Source organism: Haloarcula sp. HT12, from assembly GCF_055271655.1.
The window spans coordinates 61570-77695 of sequence record NZ_JBUXKW010000002.1 but is presented as its reverse complement, the minus strand read 5'-3'; the positions used below and the strand labels follow the sequence as shown (position 1 = coordinate 77695).

The 16126-nt window shown below is 64.9% G+C and carries 18 protein-coding genes; 8 read left to right on the top strand and 10 right to left on the bottom strand.

All coding sequences use genetic code 11. The features are described 5' to 3' along the window. Window positions 1-251: 251 nt before the first annotated feature. From ACY9XZ_RS05495 to ACY9XZ_RS05475, 5 genes are read left to right on the top strand one after another with little or no spacing between them, the layout of a single operon-like run. Window positions 252-548 carry an AbrB/MazE/SpoVT family DNA-binding domain-containing protein gene (locus ACY9XZ_RS05495; RefSeq protein WP_188975973.1) on the top strand — a complete coding sequence of 99 codons (297 nt, stop codon included), beginning with the start codon at window positions 252-254 and terminating at the stop codon, window positions 546-548. 7 nt (window positions 549-555) lie between these two features. After that, window positions 556-1113, top strand: a complete 558-nt coding sequence (locus tag ACY9XZ_RS05490; protein ID WP_463456059.1) for a hypothetical protein — start codon at window positions 556-558, stop codon at window positions 1111-1113. A 45-nt stretch (window positions 1114-1158) separates the two neighbouring features. Continuing rightward, window positions 1159-1704: a poly(R)-hydroxyalkanoic acid synthase subunit PhaE gene (locus tag ACY9XZ_RS05485; RefSeq protein WP_463456058.1), complete on the top strand. Its 546-nt coding sequence runs from the start codon at window positions 1159-1161 to the stop codon at window positions 1702-1704. Window positions 1705-1706: 2 nt separating this feature from the next. Then, window positions 1707-3125, top strand: a complete 1419-nt coding sequence (gene phaC / locus ACY9XZ_RS05480; protein ID WP_463456057.1) for a poly(3-hydroxyalkanoate) polymerase subunit PhaC — start codon at window positions 1707-1709, stop codon at window positions 3123-3125. A gap of 38 nt (window positions 3126-3163) precedes the next feature. Further along, complete coding sequence (locus tag ACY9XZ_RS05475) at window positions 3164-3625, top strand: TIGR00725 family protein (protein ID WP_463456056.1); 462 nt, start codon at window positions 3164-3166, stop codon at window positions 3623-3625. Between the two features lie 8 nt (window positions 3626-3633). On the opposite strand, the gene ACY9XZ_RS05470 is transcribed toward ACY9XZ_RS05475, so the two are convergent. The 4 genes from ACY9XZ_RS05470 to ACY9XZ_RS05455 form a co-directional block, all read right to left on the bottom strand. Beyond that, a complete protein-coding gene (locus tag ACY9XZ_RS05470) occupies window positions 3634-3858 on the bottom strand; it encodes a hypothetical protein (RefSeq protein ID WP_463456055.1) in 225 nt (74 codons plus the stop codon). Between the two features lie 276 nt (window positions 3859-4134). Further along, window positions 4135-5817 carry a thermosome subunit alpha gene (gene thsA / locus ACY9XZ_RS05465; protein WP_463456826.1) on the bottom strand — a complete coding sequence of 561 codons (1683 nt, stop codon included), beginning with the start codon at window positions 5815-5817 and terminating at the stop codon, window positions 4135-4137. A gap of 146 nt (window positions 5818-5963) precedes the next feature. After that, entirely contained in the window at window positions 5964-6959 is a 996-nt protein-coding gene (locus ACY9XZ_RS05460) for an AAA family ATPase (protein WP_463456825.1), read from the bottom strand. Between the two features lie 136 nt (window positions 6960-7095). Next, window positions 7096-8070: a DUF5784 family protein gene (locus ACY9XZ_RS05455; RefSeq protein ID WP_463456054.1), complete on the bottom strand. Its 975-nt coding sequence runs from the start codon at window positions 8068-8070 to the stop codon at window positions 7096-7098. 155 nt (window positions 8071-8225) lie between these two features. On the opposite strand from ACY9XZ_RS05455, the gene ACY9XZ_RS05450 reads away from it, so the two are divergent. Beyond that, entirely contained in the window at window positions 8226-8399 is a 174-nt protein-coding gene (locus ACY9XZ_RS05450) for a DUF5786 family protein (protein WP_004516474.1), read from the top strand. Here ACY9XZ_RS05450 and ACY9XZ_RS05445 read toward each other — a convergent pair. The 3 genes from ACY9XZ_RS05445 to ACY9XZ_RS05435 are packed head-to-tail and all read right to left on the bottom strand — an operon-like array spanning window position 8386 to window position 11096. Further along, window positions 8386-9120: a DUF7530 family protein gene (locus ACY9XZ_RS05445; protein WP_463456053.1), complete on the bottom strand. Its 735-nt coding sequence runs from the start codon at window positions 9118-9120 to the stop codon at window positions 8386-8388. The two genes, ACY9XZ_RS05450 and ACY9XZ_RS05445, sit on opposite strands and share 14 nt — an antisense overlap. Next, window positions 9117-10055 (bottom strand): NAD(P)H-binding protein, encoded by a 939-nt coding sequence (locus ACY9XZ_RS05440; protein WP_463456052.1) that lies wholly within the window; start codon window positions 10053-10055, stop codon window positions 9117-9119. Before ACY9XZ_RS05440 ends, ACY9XZ_RS05445 begins: the two co-directional genes overlap by 4 nt. Before the next feature lie 54 nt (window positions 10056-10109). Next, window positions 10110-11096: an NAD-dependent epimerase/dehydratase family protein gene (locus tag ACY9XZ_RS05435; protein ID WP_463456051.1), complete on the bottom strand. Its 987-nt coding sequence runs from the start codon at window positions 11094-11096 to the stop codon at window positions 10110-10112. A 110-nt stretch (window positions 11097-11206) separates the two neighbouring features. Here ACY9XZ_RS05435 and ACY9XZ_RS05430 point away from each other — a divergent pair, with 110 nt between their 5' ends. Next, on the top strand, window positions 11207-11428 hold the full coding sequence (locus tag ACY9XZ_RS05430) for a DUF7561 family protein (protein WP_463456050.1): 222 nt from the start codon (window positions 11207-11209) through the stop codon (window positions 11426-11428). Between the two features lie 108 nt (window positions 11429-11536). Here ACY9XZ_RS05430 and ACY9XZ_RS05425 read toward each other — a convergent pair whose 3' ends face one another. Then, entirely contained in the window at window positions 11537-11731 is a 195-nt protein-coding gene (locus ACY9XZ_RS05425) for a cold-shock protein (RefSeq protein WP_004516469.1), read from the bottom strand. A gap of 163 nt (window positions 11732-11894) precedes the next feature. Between ACY9XZ_RS05425 and ACY9XZ_RS05420 the strand changes: the two genes are divergently transcribed. Then, complete coding sequence (locus ACY9XZ_RS05420; protein WP_463456049.1) at window positions 11895-13622, top strand: helicase C-terminal domain-containing protein; 1728 nt, start codon at window positions 11895-11897, stop codon at window positions 13620-13622. Between the two features lie 184 nt (window positions 13623-13806). Here the strand turns inward: ACY9XZ_RS05420 and ACY9XZ_RS05415 are convergent, their stop codons facing one another. After that, the gene (locus tag ACY9XZ_RS05415) at window positions 13807-14916 is read right to left on the bottom strand and encodes a class I SAM-dependent methyltransferase (protein WP_463456048.1); all 1110 of its coding nucleotides are present in this window, start codon (window positions 14914-14916) and stop codon (window positions 13807-13809) included. After that, a complete protein-coding gene (locus tag ACY9XZ_RS05410) occupies window positions 14909-16054 on the bottom strand; it encodes a 60S ribosomal export protein NMD3 (protein WP_463456047.1) in 1146 nt (381 codons plus the stop codon). Before ACY9XZ_RS05410 ends, ACY9XZ_RS05415 begins: the two co-directional genes overlap by 8 nt. Between the last annotated feature and the right edge of the window lie 72 nt (window positions 16055-16126).

Genomic DNA, 16126 nt, shown 5'->3' with positions numbered 1-16126 from the left:
TCAGAACTCATCTGTTCTGGTAGTTTATTGGTCGGAGTATTAAACCTTGGTGTTGGTTTCGCCTCAGCTGGCGATAAACACCGTCTAACGGGCGTCAGACGCGCATTTGGGTTCTCAGTTATCGGTGCTGCAGGGCGCAACACTCCCCTCGCCGCCGCTTAGCCGCTAATACCATTCTCTACCATTCAATGGTACTCAGTGGTTTTTAGCGGAAGTTTTATATTGTTGAGGAGTGTACATGTAGTTGACCGATGGCCGACGAGGATGATGGCCTGATGTGGCCTCCGATGTTCAAGGGGATGCAACAGGCGAGCGAGAACGCGATGGAACAGCAACAGCAGCTGATGAAACAGATGTTTGCCAACGGTGGCATGCCGAGTTTCGATATGAATCAGCTCGGTGCCATGAGCCAGATGGCGACGTTCAAGACCCGCGTGCAAAGCGGGGGTCGAATCAGCATCCCCGATGCGGAGCGCGAGGCGCTTGGCATCGACGAAGGCGATATCGTTCAAGCCGTCGTCCTCCCGGTCACTAACAACAGCGAGTAATCCAACAATGGTAGACTACACAACCCCCGTCACGACAGCGTTCGAGATGCAGCGTACCACGATCGAGCAGAGCCAGAAGGCGCTCGAACAGAGCGTTTCCTTCCAGAAGAACGTCAACAACGCGGTCATCGACAGCCTCGACACGCAGGAGTCGGCTCAGCGCCGCGGCGTCGAGCTCCAGCAGACCGCCTTCCACAGCTACCTCGACGCGATGGCGTCGGCGATGCCCGGCATGACCGAGACTGTCGAGCAGATCCGCGAAACCGTCGACGAGCAGTTCGACTTCCTGCTCGAGAACCACGCCGAAATCTTCGACAACATGGAAGCGGAGCTCGAAGAGGGCGCCGACACCTACGACGAGATGACCGACGAGTACGTCAGTGCCGTCAACGAGCAGGTCGACATGCTCGTCGAGGCCCACGAGGAACTCGAAGACCAGTCCGTCGAAGCCGCCGAGCAGTTCGGCGAGCAGCTCGAAGAAGTGCAAGAGCAGGTCGAAGAGATTCAGGAGCAGGTCGAGGAAGTGCAGGCCGAAGCCGCCGACGCAGTCGACGTCGAAGCGTAAGTACGACAGTCGGTTTTTTTGTGCGCCCGCCGCCGAGGTACTATTATGAGTAACACAAACGACATCCAGGACGAATGGACGGAGATGGTTGAGGAGATGAACAACGCGGTCGCTGACTCGATGGAGCAGAACATGAAGGCCCAGGCGGCCTTCGTGGAGTCGTGGGCCGACGCTGTCGAGGATACGATCCCGGAGCAAGAGGACCTTGCCGACGGGATGGACGGCTACAATCGCGCCTACGAGGAGTGGATCGACGCCGCCGAGCAGATGGTCGAACGCTCGACCGACGCCGCACAGGGCGAGGACGTCGACCCCGCAGAGTTCCGCGATATCTGGCTGCAGTCCGCCAACGAGGCGTTCAAGCACGTCATGGGTACCTCGGCCTTTGCGGCTGCCAACGGCCAGCTCGTCGAGTCGATGATGGAGATGCAACAGGAGGCCGACGACCTGAGCCAGGACACGCTGGAACAGCTCGGCTTCCCGACGCGCAACGACGTCGACGAGATCGCGGAGCGACTCATCGAGCTGGAGCGCCGCCAGCACGCAGTCGAACAGAAGCTTGACCGCGTCCTCGAACACCTGGAAGAGTAACCATGTCCAGCAACCCGTTCAATCCGTTCGAAGCCGCGCTCAACTGGCAGCGCAAGACCCTGGAGAACATGACTGACGCCGCCGAGACCAGTCAGATCGCCGACGAGCGACTCGAACTGATGGAGTCCGTCGAAGTCGGTCAGACGCCAAGCAACGTCGTGTACGAGGAGAACAAGCTCGAACTCCTCCACTACGACGCCGAGGCCGCTGGCATCGAGGTCGCCGAGGAGGACAAAGAAGCCGTACCGATCCTCATCGTCTACGCGCTGATCAACCGGCCGTACATCCTCGACCTGCAGGAGGAGCGGTCGGTCGTCCGACGCCTGCTGGAGGCGGGCCACGACGTGTACCTCATCGACTGGAACGAGCCGTCGCGGCTCGACCAGCACCTCACCCTCGACGACTACGTCAACCGCTACATGGACAACTGCGTCGACGTGGTCCGCGAGCGCTCCGGCCAGGACGCCATCAACATCCTCGGCTACTGCATGGGGGGCACGATGTCGGTAATGTACACCGCCCTCCACAAGGAGAAAGTCAACACCCTGGGGCTGATGGCCGCCGGGCTGTGCTTCGACCACACGGGCGGCGTCCTCGAAGAGTGGGGCTCCGACGAGTACTACTCCCCGCGTGACGTCGTCGACACGTTCGGCAACGTCCCCGCGGACATGCTCGACATCGGCTTCGCGCTGATGGACCCCGTCGAGAACTACGTCACGAAGTACATCCGCTTCGCGGAGAACATGGAGAACGAGGGCTTTGTCGAGAACTTCGGTCGGATGGAGAAATGGCTCGGCGACGGTATCGACGTGGCCGGCGAGGCATACGTCCAGTTCCTCGAAGACGTGTACCAGGACAACAAACTCTACAAGAACGAACTGGAGCTCAACGGCAAGCACGTCGACCTGGACAACATCGACATGCCCGTCCTCCAGCTCATGGGCGAGTACGACCACCTCATCCCGCCGGAGGCCTCCAAGCCGTTCAACGATGTCATCGCCAGCGACGACACGCGAACCATCGAGTTCTCGACGGGCCACATCGGCCTCTCCGTCTCGTCGTCGACCCACGCCGACCTCTGGCCCGAGGTCGCCGAGTGGTACTCCGAGCGCAGCACGGGGAGCGAGGAAGTCGATATCGAGGTCGAGTCGCCGGCGAACGCATCGGACGACGAAACCGACCAGTCGGCGCTCGACGAAATCGACGTCGACGCGACCGGTGACACCGACGGCGATGCCGAGGCCGACGACAGTCCTGCCGACGTCGCTACCGTCTCCGGCATCGGCCCGACCTACGCCGACCGGCTGCACGACGCCGGTATCGAAACCGTTGCCGACCTTGCCGAGTACGACGCGGCCGAACTGGCCGACATCGCCGAAACCAGCGAGTCCCGCGCACAGGACTGGCTCGACCAGCTGTAACCTGAGACGTTTTTCCGTTTTCCGCTGCACGATCAGCCATGCGCGTCTCGGTCATCGGCGGCTCGACAGTTACCGACGAACAGTACCGACAGGCACGTGCGGTCGGGAAACTGCTCGGTGAGCAGGGCCACGATGTCGTCTGTGGCGGTCTCACCGGCGTGATGGAGGCAGTCTGCCGGGGCGCACACGAGGCCGGCGGTCACACTGTCGGTATCTTGCCGGGCGAACACACCGCAGCAGCCAACGACTACGTCCAGACAGCTATTGCGACGGGCATGGGCAACGCCCGGAACGTTCTCGTCGTGCTGAACGGTGCGGCCGTCATCGCCGTCGACGGCGGGACCGGGACGCTCTCGGAACTCGGCCACGCGCTCGACATGGACCGGCCAGTGGCCGGCCTCGGAACGCACCGCCTCGACAGCGTGGCCGGCGGCGACGCCATCGAACACGTCGAGACGCCGGCCGAGGCCGTCGAGTACGTCGAGTCAGCCGTGCAGTAACTCTCGTTTCAGTCGAGTATCCGTTTCAGCACCGCTGCAAAACCAAGGAACGCGACGCCGAGCAGCCGGACCCGCCGTCGTGACTCTGTCGTCGGTGCGAACTCCACCGCCAGCACCCAGCGGTAGCCCAACCGCGCCACCGACAGTAATAGCCCCGGAACGAGTAGGTGGAGCACGCCCGCCAGCGCCGTTCCGGTCCACAGCAGCCGCCGTTCGGTCCCTGTCAAGTCCATACCGACGCAAGGTGCTGTGTCGGCTTGACCGTGGCGTCCGCGTGCGGAATGCGCAGCTGTGAGAACCGAAACAGCGTCGTCACTCACGCAGATTGAAGACAGAAAATGTAGAACCGCAGCGATTCTTCGCGAGGTCGACAGGCGAGGCAGGCATCCGCGGCCGAAGACCGCGGTTCTCGGAATCGCCGCATCGCGGCGATTCCGCCTTTTTCGCCCACGTTTTTGCGCGGGGGTTGAGGGCGCGAAGCGCCCGAGGCCCCTGCGCAAAAAGGTGGCTTACATCATGCCGCCCATACCGCCGCCCATGCCGCCCATGCCGCCGCCCATGCCGCCGGGCGCGCCGCCTGGGCCGCCGGGTCCGCCTTCGTCCTCGTCGTCGTCGCCCTGGCCACCCTTGAGGTCGCCAGCAGCGATGACGTCGTCGATGCGGAGGATCATGACGGCTGCTTCGGTTGCGCTTTCGACGGCCTGGGTCTTGACACGGAGCGGCTCGACGACGCCGTCCTCTTCCATGTCGACGACCTCACCGGTGTACGCGTCAAGCCCGGACGTGACTGCGCCACCGTCGTGCTTGCTGCGGAGGTCGACCAGCGAGTCGATCGGGTCGAGACCGGCGTTCTCGGCGAGGGTGCGCGGGATGACGTCGATGGCGTCGGCGAAGGCCTCGACGGCGAGCTGCTCGCGCCCACCGACGGAGTCGGCGTGGTCTCGGAGACCGAGGGCGAGCTGCGTTTCGGGGGCACCGCCGCCGGGCAGGACCTTGCCGTCCTCCAGCGTGGCGGCGACGACGCCGAGCGAGTCCTCGATGGCGCGCTCGACTTCGTCGACGACGTGTTCGGTGCCGCCGCGGAGGATCATCGTGACAGCGCGGGCGTCCTCGACGTCCTCGACGAAGATGCGCTCGTCGCCGGCGATGTCCTTCTGGGCGACGGAGCCGGCGAAGCCGAGGTCGTCGGCCTCAATGTCGTCGATGTTCGAGATGATGCGCGCGCCGGTCGAGCGCGAGAGGGCCTCGATGTCGGACTTCTTGGCGCGGCGCACGGCCAGGATGCCTTCCTGGGCGAGGTAGTGCTGGGCCATGTCGTCGATGCCCTTCTGGCAGAAGACGACGTCAGCGCCGGCTTCGACGAGCTTGTCGACCATCTCCTTGAGCTGTTCCTCTTCCTGGTCGAGGAACTGCTGGAGCTGGTCGGGGTCCGTGACGTTGACTTCGGTGTCGAGTTCGGTCTCCGGAACTTCGATGGCCGTGTCAAGCAGCGCGACGTCGGCGTCCTCGACGGCGAACGGCATGTTGTCGTGGACGCGTTCCTTGTCGACGATGACGCCCTCGACGAGCTCGGACTCGTCGGTTGCGCCGCCGACGACGGTTTCGAGCTGGATGTTGTCGGTGTCGACGCTGCCGTCGTCGTCGACGACGGACTGTGCGGCCCGGACGACGAGTTCGGCGAGGATGTCCTTGGAGGACTCCGCGCCCTTGCCGGTCATCGCGGTCGCGGCGACCTTTTCGAGGGTATCCGTGTCGTCGGCGTCGACGTCGATGGCGTTGTCTTCGAGGATCTCTTTGGCTTTCTCGGCGGCCTGGCGGTACCCCTGGGCCAGGATGCTGGCGTGGATGTCCTGGTCGAGGAGTTCCTCGGCCTTCGAGAGGAGTTCGCCGGCCATGACGACCGCCGTCGTGGTGCCGTCGCCCACTTCGTCTTCCTGGGTCTGGGCGACCTCGACGATCATGTTGGCGGCGGGGTGCTCGATGTCCATCTCGTCGAGGATGGTGACGCCGTCGTTCGTGACGACGACGGACCCGGAGTTGTCGACGAGCATCTTGTCCATGCCCTTCGGACCCAGTGTCGTCCGAACGGCCTCGGCGACGGCCGTCCCGGCCGTGATGTTCATCGACTGCGCGTCCTTTCCGGATGTCCGCTGGGACTCCTCGGAAAGTACAATCATGGGCTGGTTGCCCATCTGCTGTTGAGCCATAGTCAAACGATGATTGAATGTGATTCTATATAAAAGCTGTGGTGCCGGCCGCCCTATCGCCCTACTGCACGCCACACGCGACGGTGTGATACCGTATCACGTGGGTGGTTTATATACCTATGCAGGGCCGCTCAGCGGCCCATTCCGAACCGACGGTGGCGCAGTTCGGGGGTGATCTGGATGCGGGAGACGTCCTGGCCGGTCCGGTACCAGACGAACGCTGCCCTGGTGAACAGTTCGCGACACTCGATGCGGACCTCCCGGGGGTTGCCCTCCGTCCGCTCGTGGATATCCTCGATCGCGGCCCGGGTGAACAGGTCCGGGGCCTGCCCTTCGTAGGGTTCGTCCCGGAAGTAGGCAAGCGAGCGGGCGGCGTACTCGGCCACATCATCCGGTGAAAAGGGGTCGATGCCCTCGTAGTAGCGCAGCCGGGAATCGAGCGTCCCGCGGATCTCGGCGACGCGGCGTTTCCCTTCCGGTGTCCCAGTGAGAAAGAGTCGGACGCCGGCGTCGCCGGCCACCTGCAGCGGCGACAGCAGGTCCGCCTCAAGCACCTCGATCTCGTCGACGACCAGCAGCAGTGTTTTGCCATCGTCGCGCACGCGACGGACGATCTCGTGGACGGCGTCTTTCGCTTCCGCGGTCGCCCACGGAATCCCGTCCCGGACCTGCGAGTAGTTGCGCTGGTCGATGGAGTAGCCCGCCGCGTAGGCGGCGGTCAGCACCGTCTGGTACAGCTTTCGTGGGGTCGTCTCCCGCGGATTGTCCAGATGCGTGATGACGAACCCTTCGTGTTTCGAGAGGTCCCGCAGGACGATCTCGCGGAAGGCCGTCTTTCCGGTGCCGTAGGGACTCACTAACCCGATGTGCTGGTCCTGCAGGAGCCAGGACGTGACCTGGTTCAGCATCTCGGTGTCGTGGCGGACGTACAGCGGCTCGGGCATGTGGTCCAGGCCGGCTTCCTCGGTGAACGGGAGGTCCGTCACGGTGTCGGACGTGCCGCCCAGCGCCTCGCCGAACGCCAGTAGCCGCCCTTCGACCTCCTGCAACTGGTCCAGTAACACGCCGGCGGTGGCGCTCTCGGCGCGGTCTTCCTCCTCGGACCGGAGCGATTCGAGTCGGTCCATTACCTCCGAGACCGACTGCCCCGCGCCGCTGGCACCTGATTGCTCTGTATCGTCCACCACGGCTATCTCTCTCAGCCTTGCCGGTCCGGCGCGTTATATGTTACGCCCCGAATTTCGGGGAAGATAACGCGACCGATTAAAACGGGAGCGGGAACGGAACTGAGCCGTAGGCGTACCCTTCCATGCTGCCGTCCGGGCGGGCGCGGAACACGATGGTCGGCGAGTAGCCCACGTCCGGCTGTTCGCCGTAGACCCGCTTCCAGTCGTCGTCCGGGAAGGAACTGCAGTCGACGACGAGGACGGCACCGGGGTGGGCCGCCAGTTGGTCGCGCGTCTTGGCATCGCCGGAGGCCTTGACCGCAGCGACGGCGGTGTCCACCTGCCGTCGGGACGGCGGCCGCGGGCGGGTGACCTCGACGAGCGTGTCCTCGACCCGGAAGTCGACGGAGTGGCCCGAGTCCAGTTCGACCTCGGGTCTGATGTCGTTGCCCGCGTCGACGAGCAGTTTGGCGACGTTGAACTCACCCATCGTCGCCCGCATCCGCGAGAGGTCAAACCCCTCGCTGGTCCCGAGCTTGCTCGCCATCGTGTAGCGGTAGTCGTCGAGTTCGCCGGTCGCGAGGAAGTCGTCATAGAACGCCAGTCCGTCCGCCCGGTCGGCGTCCGGGAAGCCGCCGGCGTGATCCCGGAAGAACGTTCGGGTCGACTCCCGACCGTCCTTCGAGAGGAACACGGGCAGGAAGAAGCGAGCCAGCGTCTCGTATTCGGTGAGCCACGAGTCTTCCACCTCTAGCTGGGCGAACAGTTCGCGTTGGACCCACTCGCTGATGTCGTCGGGGACTTCGTCGAACGTGTACTTCTCCGTCCGCCAGAGCGTCTCCGGGGTCTCTGTGTTCCCGACCCAGTACGCTCGCTGGCCGTTCCAGCAAAACAGCGCGAGGTCGCCGTTATCCATCTCCAGTCGGCGCGCGGCCCACCCCTCCGGCGGGGCGAACCACGGACCGCTCATCGTCGCTCCGAAAGTGTTCTGCAGCGGTGTCAGCAGGTCCGTCCGGACCCGCTTCTCGCTCCATCGCTCGTTCGACTGTCGCAGACGTAAGGGACCAGCCACAGGTCTGCGTAGACGGTCAGTGGTCTTGGGCGTTCCGCCCCGTCGAGACTCCGCTGTTCGGACCGCTCGCGCGCTTCCGTTAATCGTGTGGGACGGTTTCGGGGACCACCGTTACATTGATAGTTACTAACTGCCAAGCTTCACTGTGGTAACCTATGTCGATGGGAGCGTACGACGACGACGAACACGAACGCCGTGAGCGCAAGAACAGCGAGGTCGACCTGTCGGAAGACGACGACCGGAGCACGTACCACGGGAGTGTCGACTACGACGGTGACGAGTCGACAGAGGAACTGCTCGACCAGTTCAAGCAGATCAACTCTGACTGACACTGGCCGTTCTCGACCGGTAGCGCAACAGCCCGACAGAGACGGCCGTCACGGCTGTGACGGCAATCACGTGGCCGACCAGCGCCGCGAGTAACACCGGCTGGTCGAGCACAAACGGAACGAGCACGAGCTGAAGGACGCCAAAGCCCCATATCTCCAGATCGGCCCGGATGAACACCCGCGCCGTCTCGGGGTCGAACCGGTAGCGCGCAGACCGCCACAGACCTGTGACGCTGGCCCACCAGCCCGTACCGATGCGGTAGCTCACGTCCCAGAGGATGAGCAGCGTCAGGTACACGACCAGCACCGGCGGTTCTGATCCGAACAGCTGGTCCAGCAGCGGCATCGAACTGACCTGCGGGTCGAAGACGAACAGGTGGGTGAGCAACGCCACGTACGCGAGGACGGACAGCACGACCTCGACGTTAGAGGCGAACAACAGCGCGCGGTAGGTCGGCGGCACGTCGATCCGGCGGATGAGCGTGCTGATACGGAGCATCTCCGCGCTCCCGATAGTGGCGACGAACACGACGACTGTCCCGGCGATTGCGGCGCTCCAGACCCCGTAGTACCACGACAGGGCGACGATGGCGACCTCGAAGATGAGGAGCTGAATCGCCATCGCTGCCCACGTCGGCAGCCGAATCCCCGGCAACGCGCCGATGATGCTCTCGTACACCCACGTTTCGCCGTACTCGGGATGGGCGCTGTCGCCGCTCATCCCCCCGCACCACCCGCGGTCGCGGCCGCCTGGGCCGCCTCGTAACTCTGTGGCTCGCTGAGCGCCAGCCTGACCGCGTCCGCGAACGGCGTCAGGCCCACGGCGAACTGCTCCCGGGCCGCCTCGGTGTCGGCGACGACCGGCGTCTTCAGCCCGTGGATGAGCGGCCGGGCGACGCCCGACGGTACGTCGGTCAGCAGGCCGACCCAGTACGCCGATAGTTTCGGTGTCAACACCGGTATCGGCACGATTTTCGGCGCGCCGGTGCCCATGATTCGCCCGGTCCGCTGCAGTATCTCCGCGTAGGTCAGCACCTCCGGACCGCCGATTTCGTAGGTCTCGCCGGCCGTCTCTGGGGCGTCGAGCGCGCCGATCAGGTACGCGATGACGTCGTCGATAGCGATAGGGTGGCAGTCGGTCCGGACCCAGCGCGGCGTCACCAGCACCGGCAGCCGCGTCGCCAGTTCGCGTATCATCCGGAAGCTCGCCGAGCCCGCCCCGATGACGATGGCGGCCCGGAACGTCGTCAGGTCGTACTCCCCGTCCCTGAGAATGAACTCGACCTCCCGGCGCGACCGGAGGTGCTCGGACAGCGTCTCGTCTTCCTCGCCGAGGCCGCCGAGGTAGACGACCCGGTCGACGCCGGCCTCGTCGGCCGCCCGGCGGAAGTTCCGCGCCGCGCGCCGGTCCCGCTCGGCGTAGTCGTCGCCCGCGCGCATCGAATGGACGAGGTAGTACGCGACGTCGATGTCTGTGAGGGCGGTGTCGAAGCTCCCGGCGTCGAGCAGGTCCCCCGCCGTAACGTCGATGCCGTCGGGTGGGTCGTACTCGCTCGGGTCCCGAACGAGGGATCGGACGCTGTGGCCGGCCGCGAGCAGCGCCGGGACGAGATGGCTCCCGACGAACCCCGTCGCGCCGGTCACGAGCACGTGCATACCCTCTCTGCAGGACGGGACGGGGTTAAAACCGTGGCTTGTTCGTGTCGTCGGTCAGGACTGTCGAACGAGCGGCTCGTACCAGTCGCGGTTGTCGCGGTACCAGTCGATGAACTTCGAAACGCCCTCCCGGATGGTGTGGTCGGGGTCGTAGCCCAGCAGTTCCTCGGCGCGCTCGGTCGCGGCGTGGGTGTGTTCGGCGTCGGCGTCGTGGCGCTCTTCGTAAACGAGGTCGAGATCAGGGTCGATCTGGTCGCGGATCTCCGTCGCGAGCGTCTTGATCTCGATGTTGTCCGTCGAACCGATATTTACCGCCATGCCGTCGGCGGCGTCCTCGTGCAGCAGCGTCATGTTCGCGTCGACGACGTCCTCGATGTAGGTGAAATCACGCGTCTGCGTGCCGTCGCCGTAGATGACCGGCGGCTCGCCGTTGTGACACCGGGAGACGAAATTCGAGATGGCCATGTTCGGGCGCATCCGCGGGCCGTAGACGGTGAAATAGCGCAGCGCAACGGCGGGGAGGTCGTACACTTCGCTGTAGGCACAGGCGTAGCGCTCGGCGGCGAGCTTCGACGCGCCGTAGGGCGAGACGGGCGTCGTGGGGTGTTGCTCGTCGTAGGGCAAGTATTGGGGCACGCCGTAGACTGAGGAGGAGGAGGCCATCACGAACCGCTCGATGCCCTCGTCGCGGCAGGCATCCAGCAGATTCAGCGTCCCGTCGACGTTGACCTCGTCGTACTTGCGGGGGTTCTTGACGCTCGGTCGGACGCCGGCCTGGGCGGCCTGGTGGTAGACGTAGTCGGCGTCGGCGACGAGCTCGGTCACCAGCTCCGCGTCGCGGACGTCGCCCTCGATGAACTCGTAGCTCCCGTCGCTGTTCCGGGCGGCCTCCCGCCCCGCTTCGGCGTTGTGTCGCTTGATATCCAGATCGTAGAACGGGTCGCGGTTGTCCAACACGACCACGTCGTGGCTGTCGGCGGCGAACCGCTGTGCCAGGTGGCCGCCGATGAACCCGGCACCCCCTGTGACCAGTATTTGCATTATCTGGACGGTGCCCATCGGACGACAAAAGTATGTCGAGAGTTAACTGCGCTGAACTGTTCGAAGGGGCCAGCTACCTTGAAGTGTATACAGCGCATAAAAACCGGGTGATGGCCTCCAGAGCCTGCGACGGGTGCGATACGAACGTTTCGATAGCTGGCGGCATCGCCAACATCTGGTCGCAGGAGTCCAGACCGACCGAGGGCATCGTCCTCGAACTTGGCGACGACACGGAGCATTTCCTCTGTTATGACTGCATCGACCGGTTGCCCGACGACCGGGACGTGACTGCGGCGGACGTGGACGCACTCTCCGGACGGACTGACGACTGATCGTCGTTCCTTGCCTGCGTTACCCAGAACCGGACGCTGTTGCTTTTCGAGTAGTCTGATAAAACAAAGTGTCAGATGTGGTCGCCCGAAGGCGACCGGAAATCTGCCTTAGTTGCGGACGACGTTCGTCGCGCGGGGGCCTTTGTCGGCCTGTTCGATGTCGAATTCGATCTCCTCGCCTTCTTCGAGGTCAGGGCCGCCAACGTCTTCCATGTGGAAGAAAACGTCATCGTCCGCGTCCTCAGTCGAGATGAAACCGTAACCGCCTGTGTCGTTGAAGAAATCAACCTTACCGTTTGCCATTGCAAATATACGTACAGGGGGTATATGTATAAGAGTTCCGAGAGTATCAGTACCATGACCACGTGTGTGTGCACACGACCCACGCCGGTCAAACCGGACAGCAAGTCCGGCGTTCACCCGACGACAGGAAAGGTTTAGGCCGCCTCGTCCGTTGCCTTCTCGCGTGTACCCCGCGCGGATTACCGACGAGTTCCCGGCCCCGTCCTACCGGGGCAATCAGAAGCAGGCCCTGGCTGACATCCGTGCGGCCTTCGAGAGCGGCAAGGACGTGGTTCTCGTTCGCGCGCCGACCGGCAGCGGCAAATCGCTACTCGCTCGGGCCATCGCCGGCTGTGCCCGAACCGCCGGCGAGGCCGCCGCCGAGCAGGTCATCGACGCCTACTACACCACGCCGCAGGTCTCCCAACTCGACGACGTGGCCGAGGACGCCTTACTGGAGGATCTCTGTGTCATCCGCGGGAAGAACAACTACGACTGTATCCTCCCCGGCGAAACGGACACGCCGGTGAACCAGGCCCCGTGCGTGCGCGAACGGAAGTTCGACTGTCAGGTCAAACACCGCTGTCCGTACTTCTCGGACCGCGCTATCGCCTCGAACCGGCGCATCGCCGCGATGACGCTGGCGTATTTCATGCAGACCGCCGGCAGCGACGTGTTCGGGAAACGCGACGTGGTCGTCATCGACGAGGCCCACGGTCTCGGCGAGTGGGCGGAGATGTACGCGACCATCGACCTCTCGCCACAGACGATTCCGATGTGGAACGATATCGACGTGCCCGACATCGACGGGCTGGACGACGCCGTCGCGTTCACCGAACGCGTCGAACACCTCGCCGAGCGCCGCGTGAAGGAACTGCGACAGAAGGCGGAGTTGACCGGTGAGGAAGTTGCTGAACGGGACTCGCTGAACACGCTCCGACAGGACCTCGGGTGGTTCCGCGAGGACTACACCGACACCGAGAGCGCGACCACCTGGGTCGTCGACCAGGCCGACGGCGACCACGCGCCGGTGACGATCAAGCCGATGAACCCCGAACGCTACCTCAAACACACCGTCTGGGACCGGGGCAACCGCTTCGCCCTGCTGTCGGCGACCATCCTCAACAAGGAGGCGTTCTGTGCGAACGTCGGTCTGGATCCCAGTAACGTCGCGCTCGTCGAGGTCGGCCACACCTTCCCCGTCGAGAACCGGCCGCTGTACGACGTGGCCCAGGGGAAGATGACCTACGAGCACCGCGACGACACGCTGCCGGACATCGCCCGAACCATCGTCCGTATCATGGCCCGGCACACGGACGAGAAGGGGCTGGTCCACTGCCACTCGTATGCGATCCAGGACCAACTGAAGGAACTCCTCGACGATTTCGGCGTCGGCGCACGCGTCCGCACCCACGACAAGGAGGGCCGCGACGGGGCGCTGGCCGCCTGGAAGCGCAGCGACAACCCCGATGTCTTTCTCTCGGTGAAGATGGAGGAGGCACTCGATTTAGAGGGTGATCTCTGTCGCTGGCAGGTGCTGTGCAAGGCGCCCTACCCAAACACCCGCGATTCCCGCGTCGCCCGACGGCTCGAAGACGACCAGTGGGGCTGGTACTACCGAACGGCGCTGCGGACGGTCATCCAGGCCTGTGGCCGCGTCGTCCGCGCGCCCGACGACTACGGCGCGACGTACCTCGCGGACACGTCGTTGCTTGACCTGTTTGAGCGCGCCGAACACGACATGCCCGACTGGTTTCGCGCGCAGGTCGACCGCCTCTCAGCGCCCGACCTGCCGCGGTTCGCGCCGGACCAGGCGCTTGCGGGACTGAGTTCGGGGACGAAACGCCGGCACGACCGCTCGCGCTCGCGGTCCGGGGACGGAAACCACCCGCTTTCGGACGTGTGGGACTAGAAGAAGGCGAAGGCTAATCCGTACACTACCGACGACCCGACCATCAGGCCGACCAGTATGATGGCGATAATCTGTTGTCTATCCATGCTGTGCTCTTGACTACTCGCCTAATTAGGCGTTACGACCGTCTGTTCGGGGTCTGTCGTTCGTCCGCTCCGGCCCGGACTGTTCGAGTAAACACGCCCTACTGCACCCGAGCGTCGACGACGACGTGGGCGACTCCTTCGCTGTACTCCTTGACGCGTCGGGTGTCCAGCACCTCGACCGCTCGGTCGGCCTCAGAAGCGGCCGCCTCCAGTCGCTCGATGGGACGGTCGAACACCAGCGCGTCCGGCGTCGCCTCGTGCATGTGCAGGACACCGCCGGGCGCGAGTGCCTCAAGCGCGCTGTCGAGGTATTCGTGCGCTTCATAGTACCCCATCACGATACGGTCGGCCCGCCCCTCCTCGGCAAAGCCCGGGACCACGTCCCGGCAGTCCGCCCGATAGGGATGAACTCGCTCGTCTACGTCGTTTAGCACGACGTTCTCGACGAGAAATCGGAACGCTGTGGGGTTGCGCTCGACGGCAGTGACGTGTGCACCGGCGCGAGCCATCGGGAGGGTGAAGTAGCCGATGCCGGCGAACATATCCAGTACACGCTCGCCGTCCTCGCTCGCGGCTTCACCGCTCGCCCGTCTCGAGGGCCGGGTCCCCCGCCCCTCGCTGACGATATCGCCCATCCGTGCCCGCTCGGCCTTGTTCCCGGGCGAGAACATCACTTCCGCCAGGTCCATCGCGTAGCGCGTACCGTGTTCAGTGTGGACCGTCTCGGTGTCGCCGTCGCCGGCGATGACCTCGACGCTGGGTTCGCGGTGGTCGCCGGAGACGCCGTGGCGGGCCAGCACCGTCTCGGCCTCGCCGTGGAGGGCAAGCAGCGCCTCGCCGACCTCCGCTGGCCGGGGGCTGTCGCCGATGTCGACAAGCACGACGGAGCCGAGGACGGCCCACGAGCCGGGTGCCCGTTCGATCTCCTCGGCGGTCCAGCCCCGCTCCCGGAGGTGGTCATCGAGCGTTCGGAGACGGCGCTCGCCGACCTGCCGGACGATCTCCCGAAACTGCGTCTCCTGTGGCGGGGCGGTCACCGGGACGGCGACGCTGTCCTCGGTCCACTCTGTGACGCTTCTGGTGTCGTCGTAGAGCCCCTCGGCCCGCAGGGATTCGATGGCCGCCTGCGAACGGAGTTTGTCCACGACGGCGGCCAGCCGCTGGTCGTCCGCCTCGCTCGGCTCACGGCTGGCACCGTCCTCACTCATCGGTATCCGTGCCGTCTCCCTCGGACGGAAGCACGTGCAACCCCGCGTGGCTCTTCAACACTGGCACCTCGTCGGCGTCGGTGTCGAGGTAGTCCGGCCGCGGGACGGTCTTGCTCTCGAAGGTTTCGGGATCGAGCACCTGCACGGCGTTGTCGTCCTCGACGGCGACGAGCGTGGTCGTCTGGGCGTCCTCGCGGAACCCCAGCCGGCGAGCATCGGGCGTCTCACCCTCCTCGAAGCTGGCCTCGTAGTCCTCGCCGGTCGCCAGGCGAACCCCTTTGAGGTTCCCCTGGACCGAGCGGACCAGCACCGGCCCGTCGCCGTCCTCCGGGTCGATGACCTCGCTCTGCTGGTACCGGGGCAGTCGGACGGCGTAGGTCATTCGGTACAGTTCCTGGCCGTCCTCGTCCTCGGAGATGAGACGCCGCGAGTCGGAGTAGGAGCCACCCAACTGGGCGGTGATGCGCTTGGCGATGCCAAGCCCCATCTGGTTCGTCGAGATCTTCATGTCCAGCCCGTCGTCGACGGTCTTGGTCTCGGTGATGAAGGCGTTGCGGTCGCCGGTCTCCTCGCGGGCGGCGATGTACTCCTCTGCGATCTCTTCGGCCCGCTCGCGCTCCTCGTCGGTCGGGTCGCGGCCGTCGGCCCGCACCTGGACGATGCTGGCGAAGGACCCACCGGCGATCTTCCCGCAGCGCTTGCACGTCTGCCGGGAGATGCGGACGGGGACGGTCACCTCCTCGGTGACCGGTGTCCCTCGGATAACGCCGGAGAACTCCGCGTGCATCCGGATGTTGTTCTTGTCGAGTTGCTCGGGGGCGACCTGCCAGGCGACCGACTGGGCGTCGACGTGGACCCCGAGCGCCTCGCTGACCTGCTCGACGGCGATGTCGGTGTAGTCCTCCGCGCCGATGTCGACCCAGCGGTTCCCCTTGTGGACCGCGCCACACCGCGAACAGACCCGGACCTGGATGGTGTCGGGGGCGTCCACCAGGTCGAATTCCTCGAAGTAGCAGGCGTCACAGAGGACGTGCTCGGAGTTGCGTTGACCGCCGGCCCCCGCAAGCTCCGGGCGCTCGTCAGTGCCCTCCGGTATCTCGTCGCCGCAGCGTGGACAGAACTCTCCCGACCGGCTCATTACCGGTCCTACTGTACTGAACTGTTTAAGCCGTGTGTTCCACCACCGCACCGGGCCTGCCGGTAGGCCCGG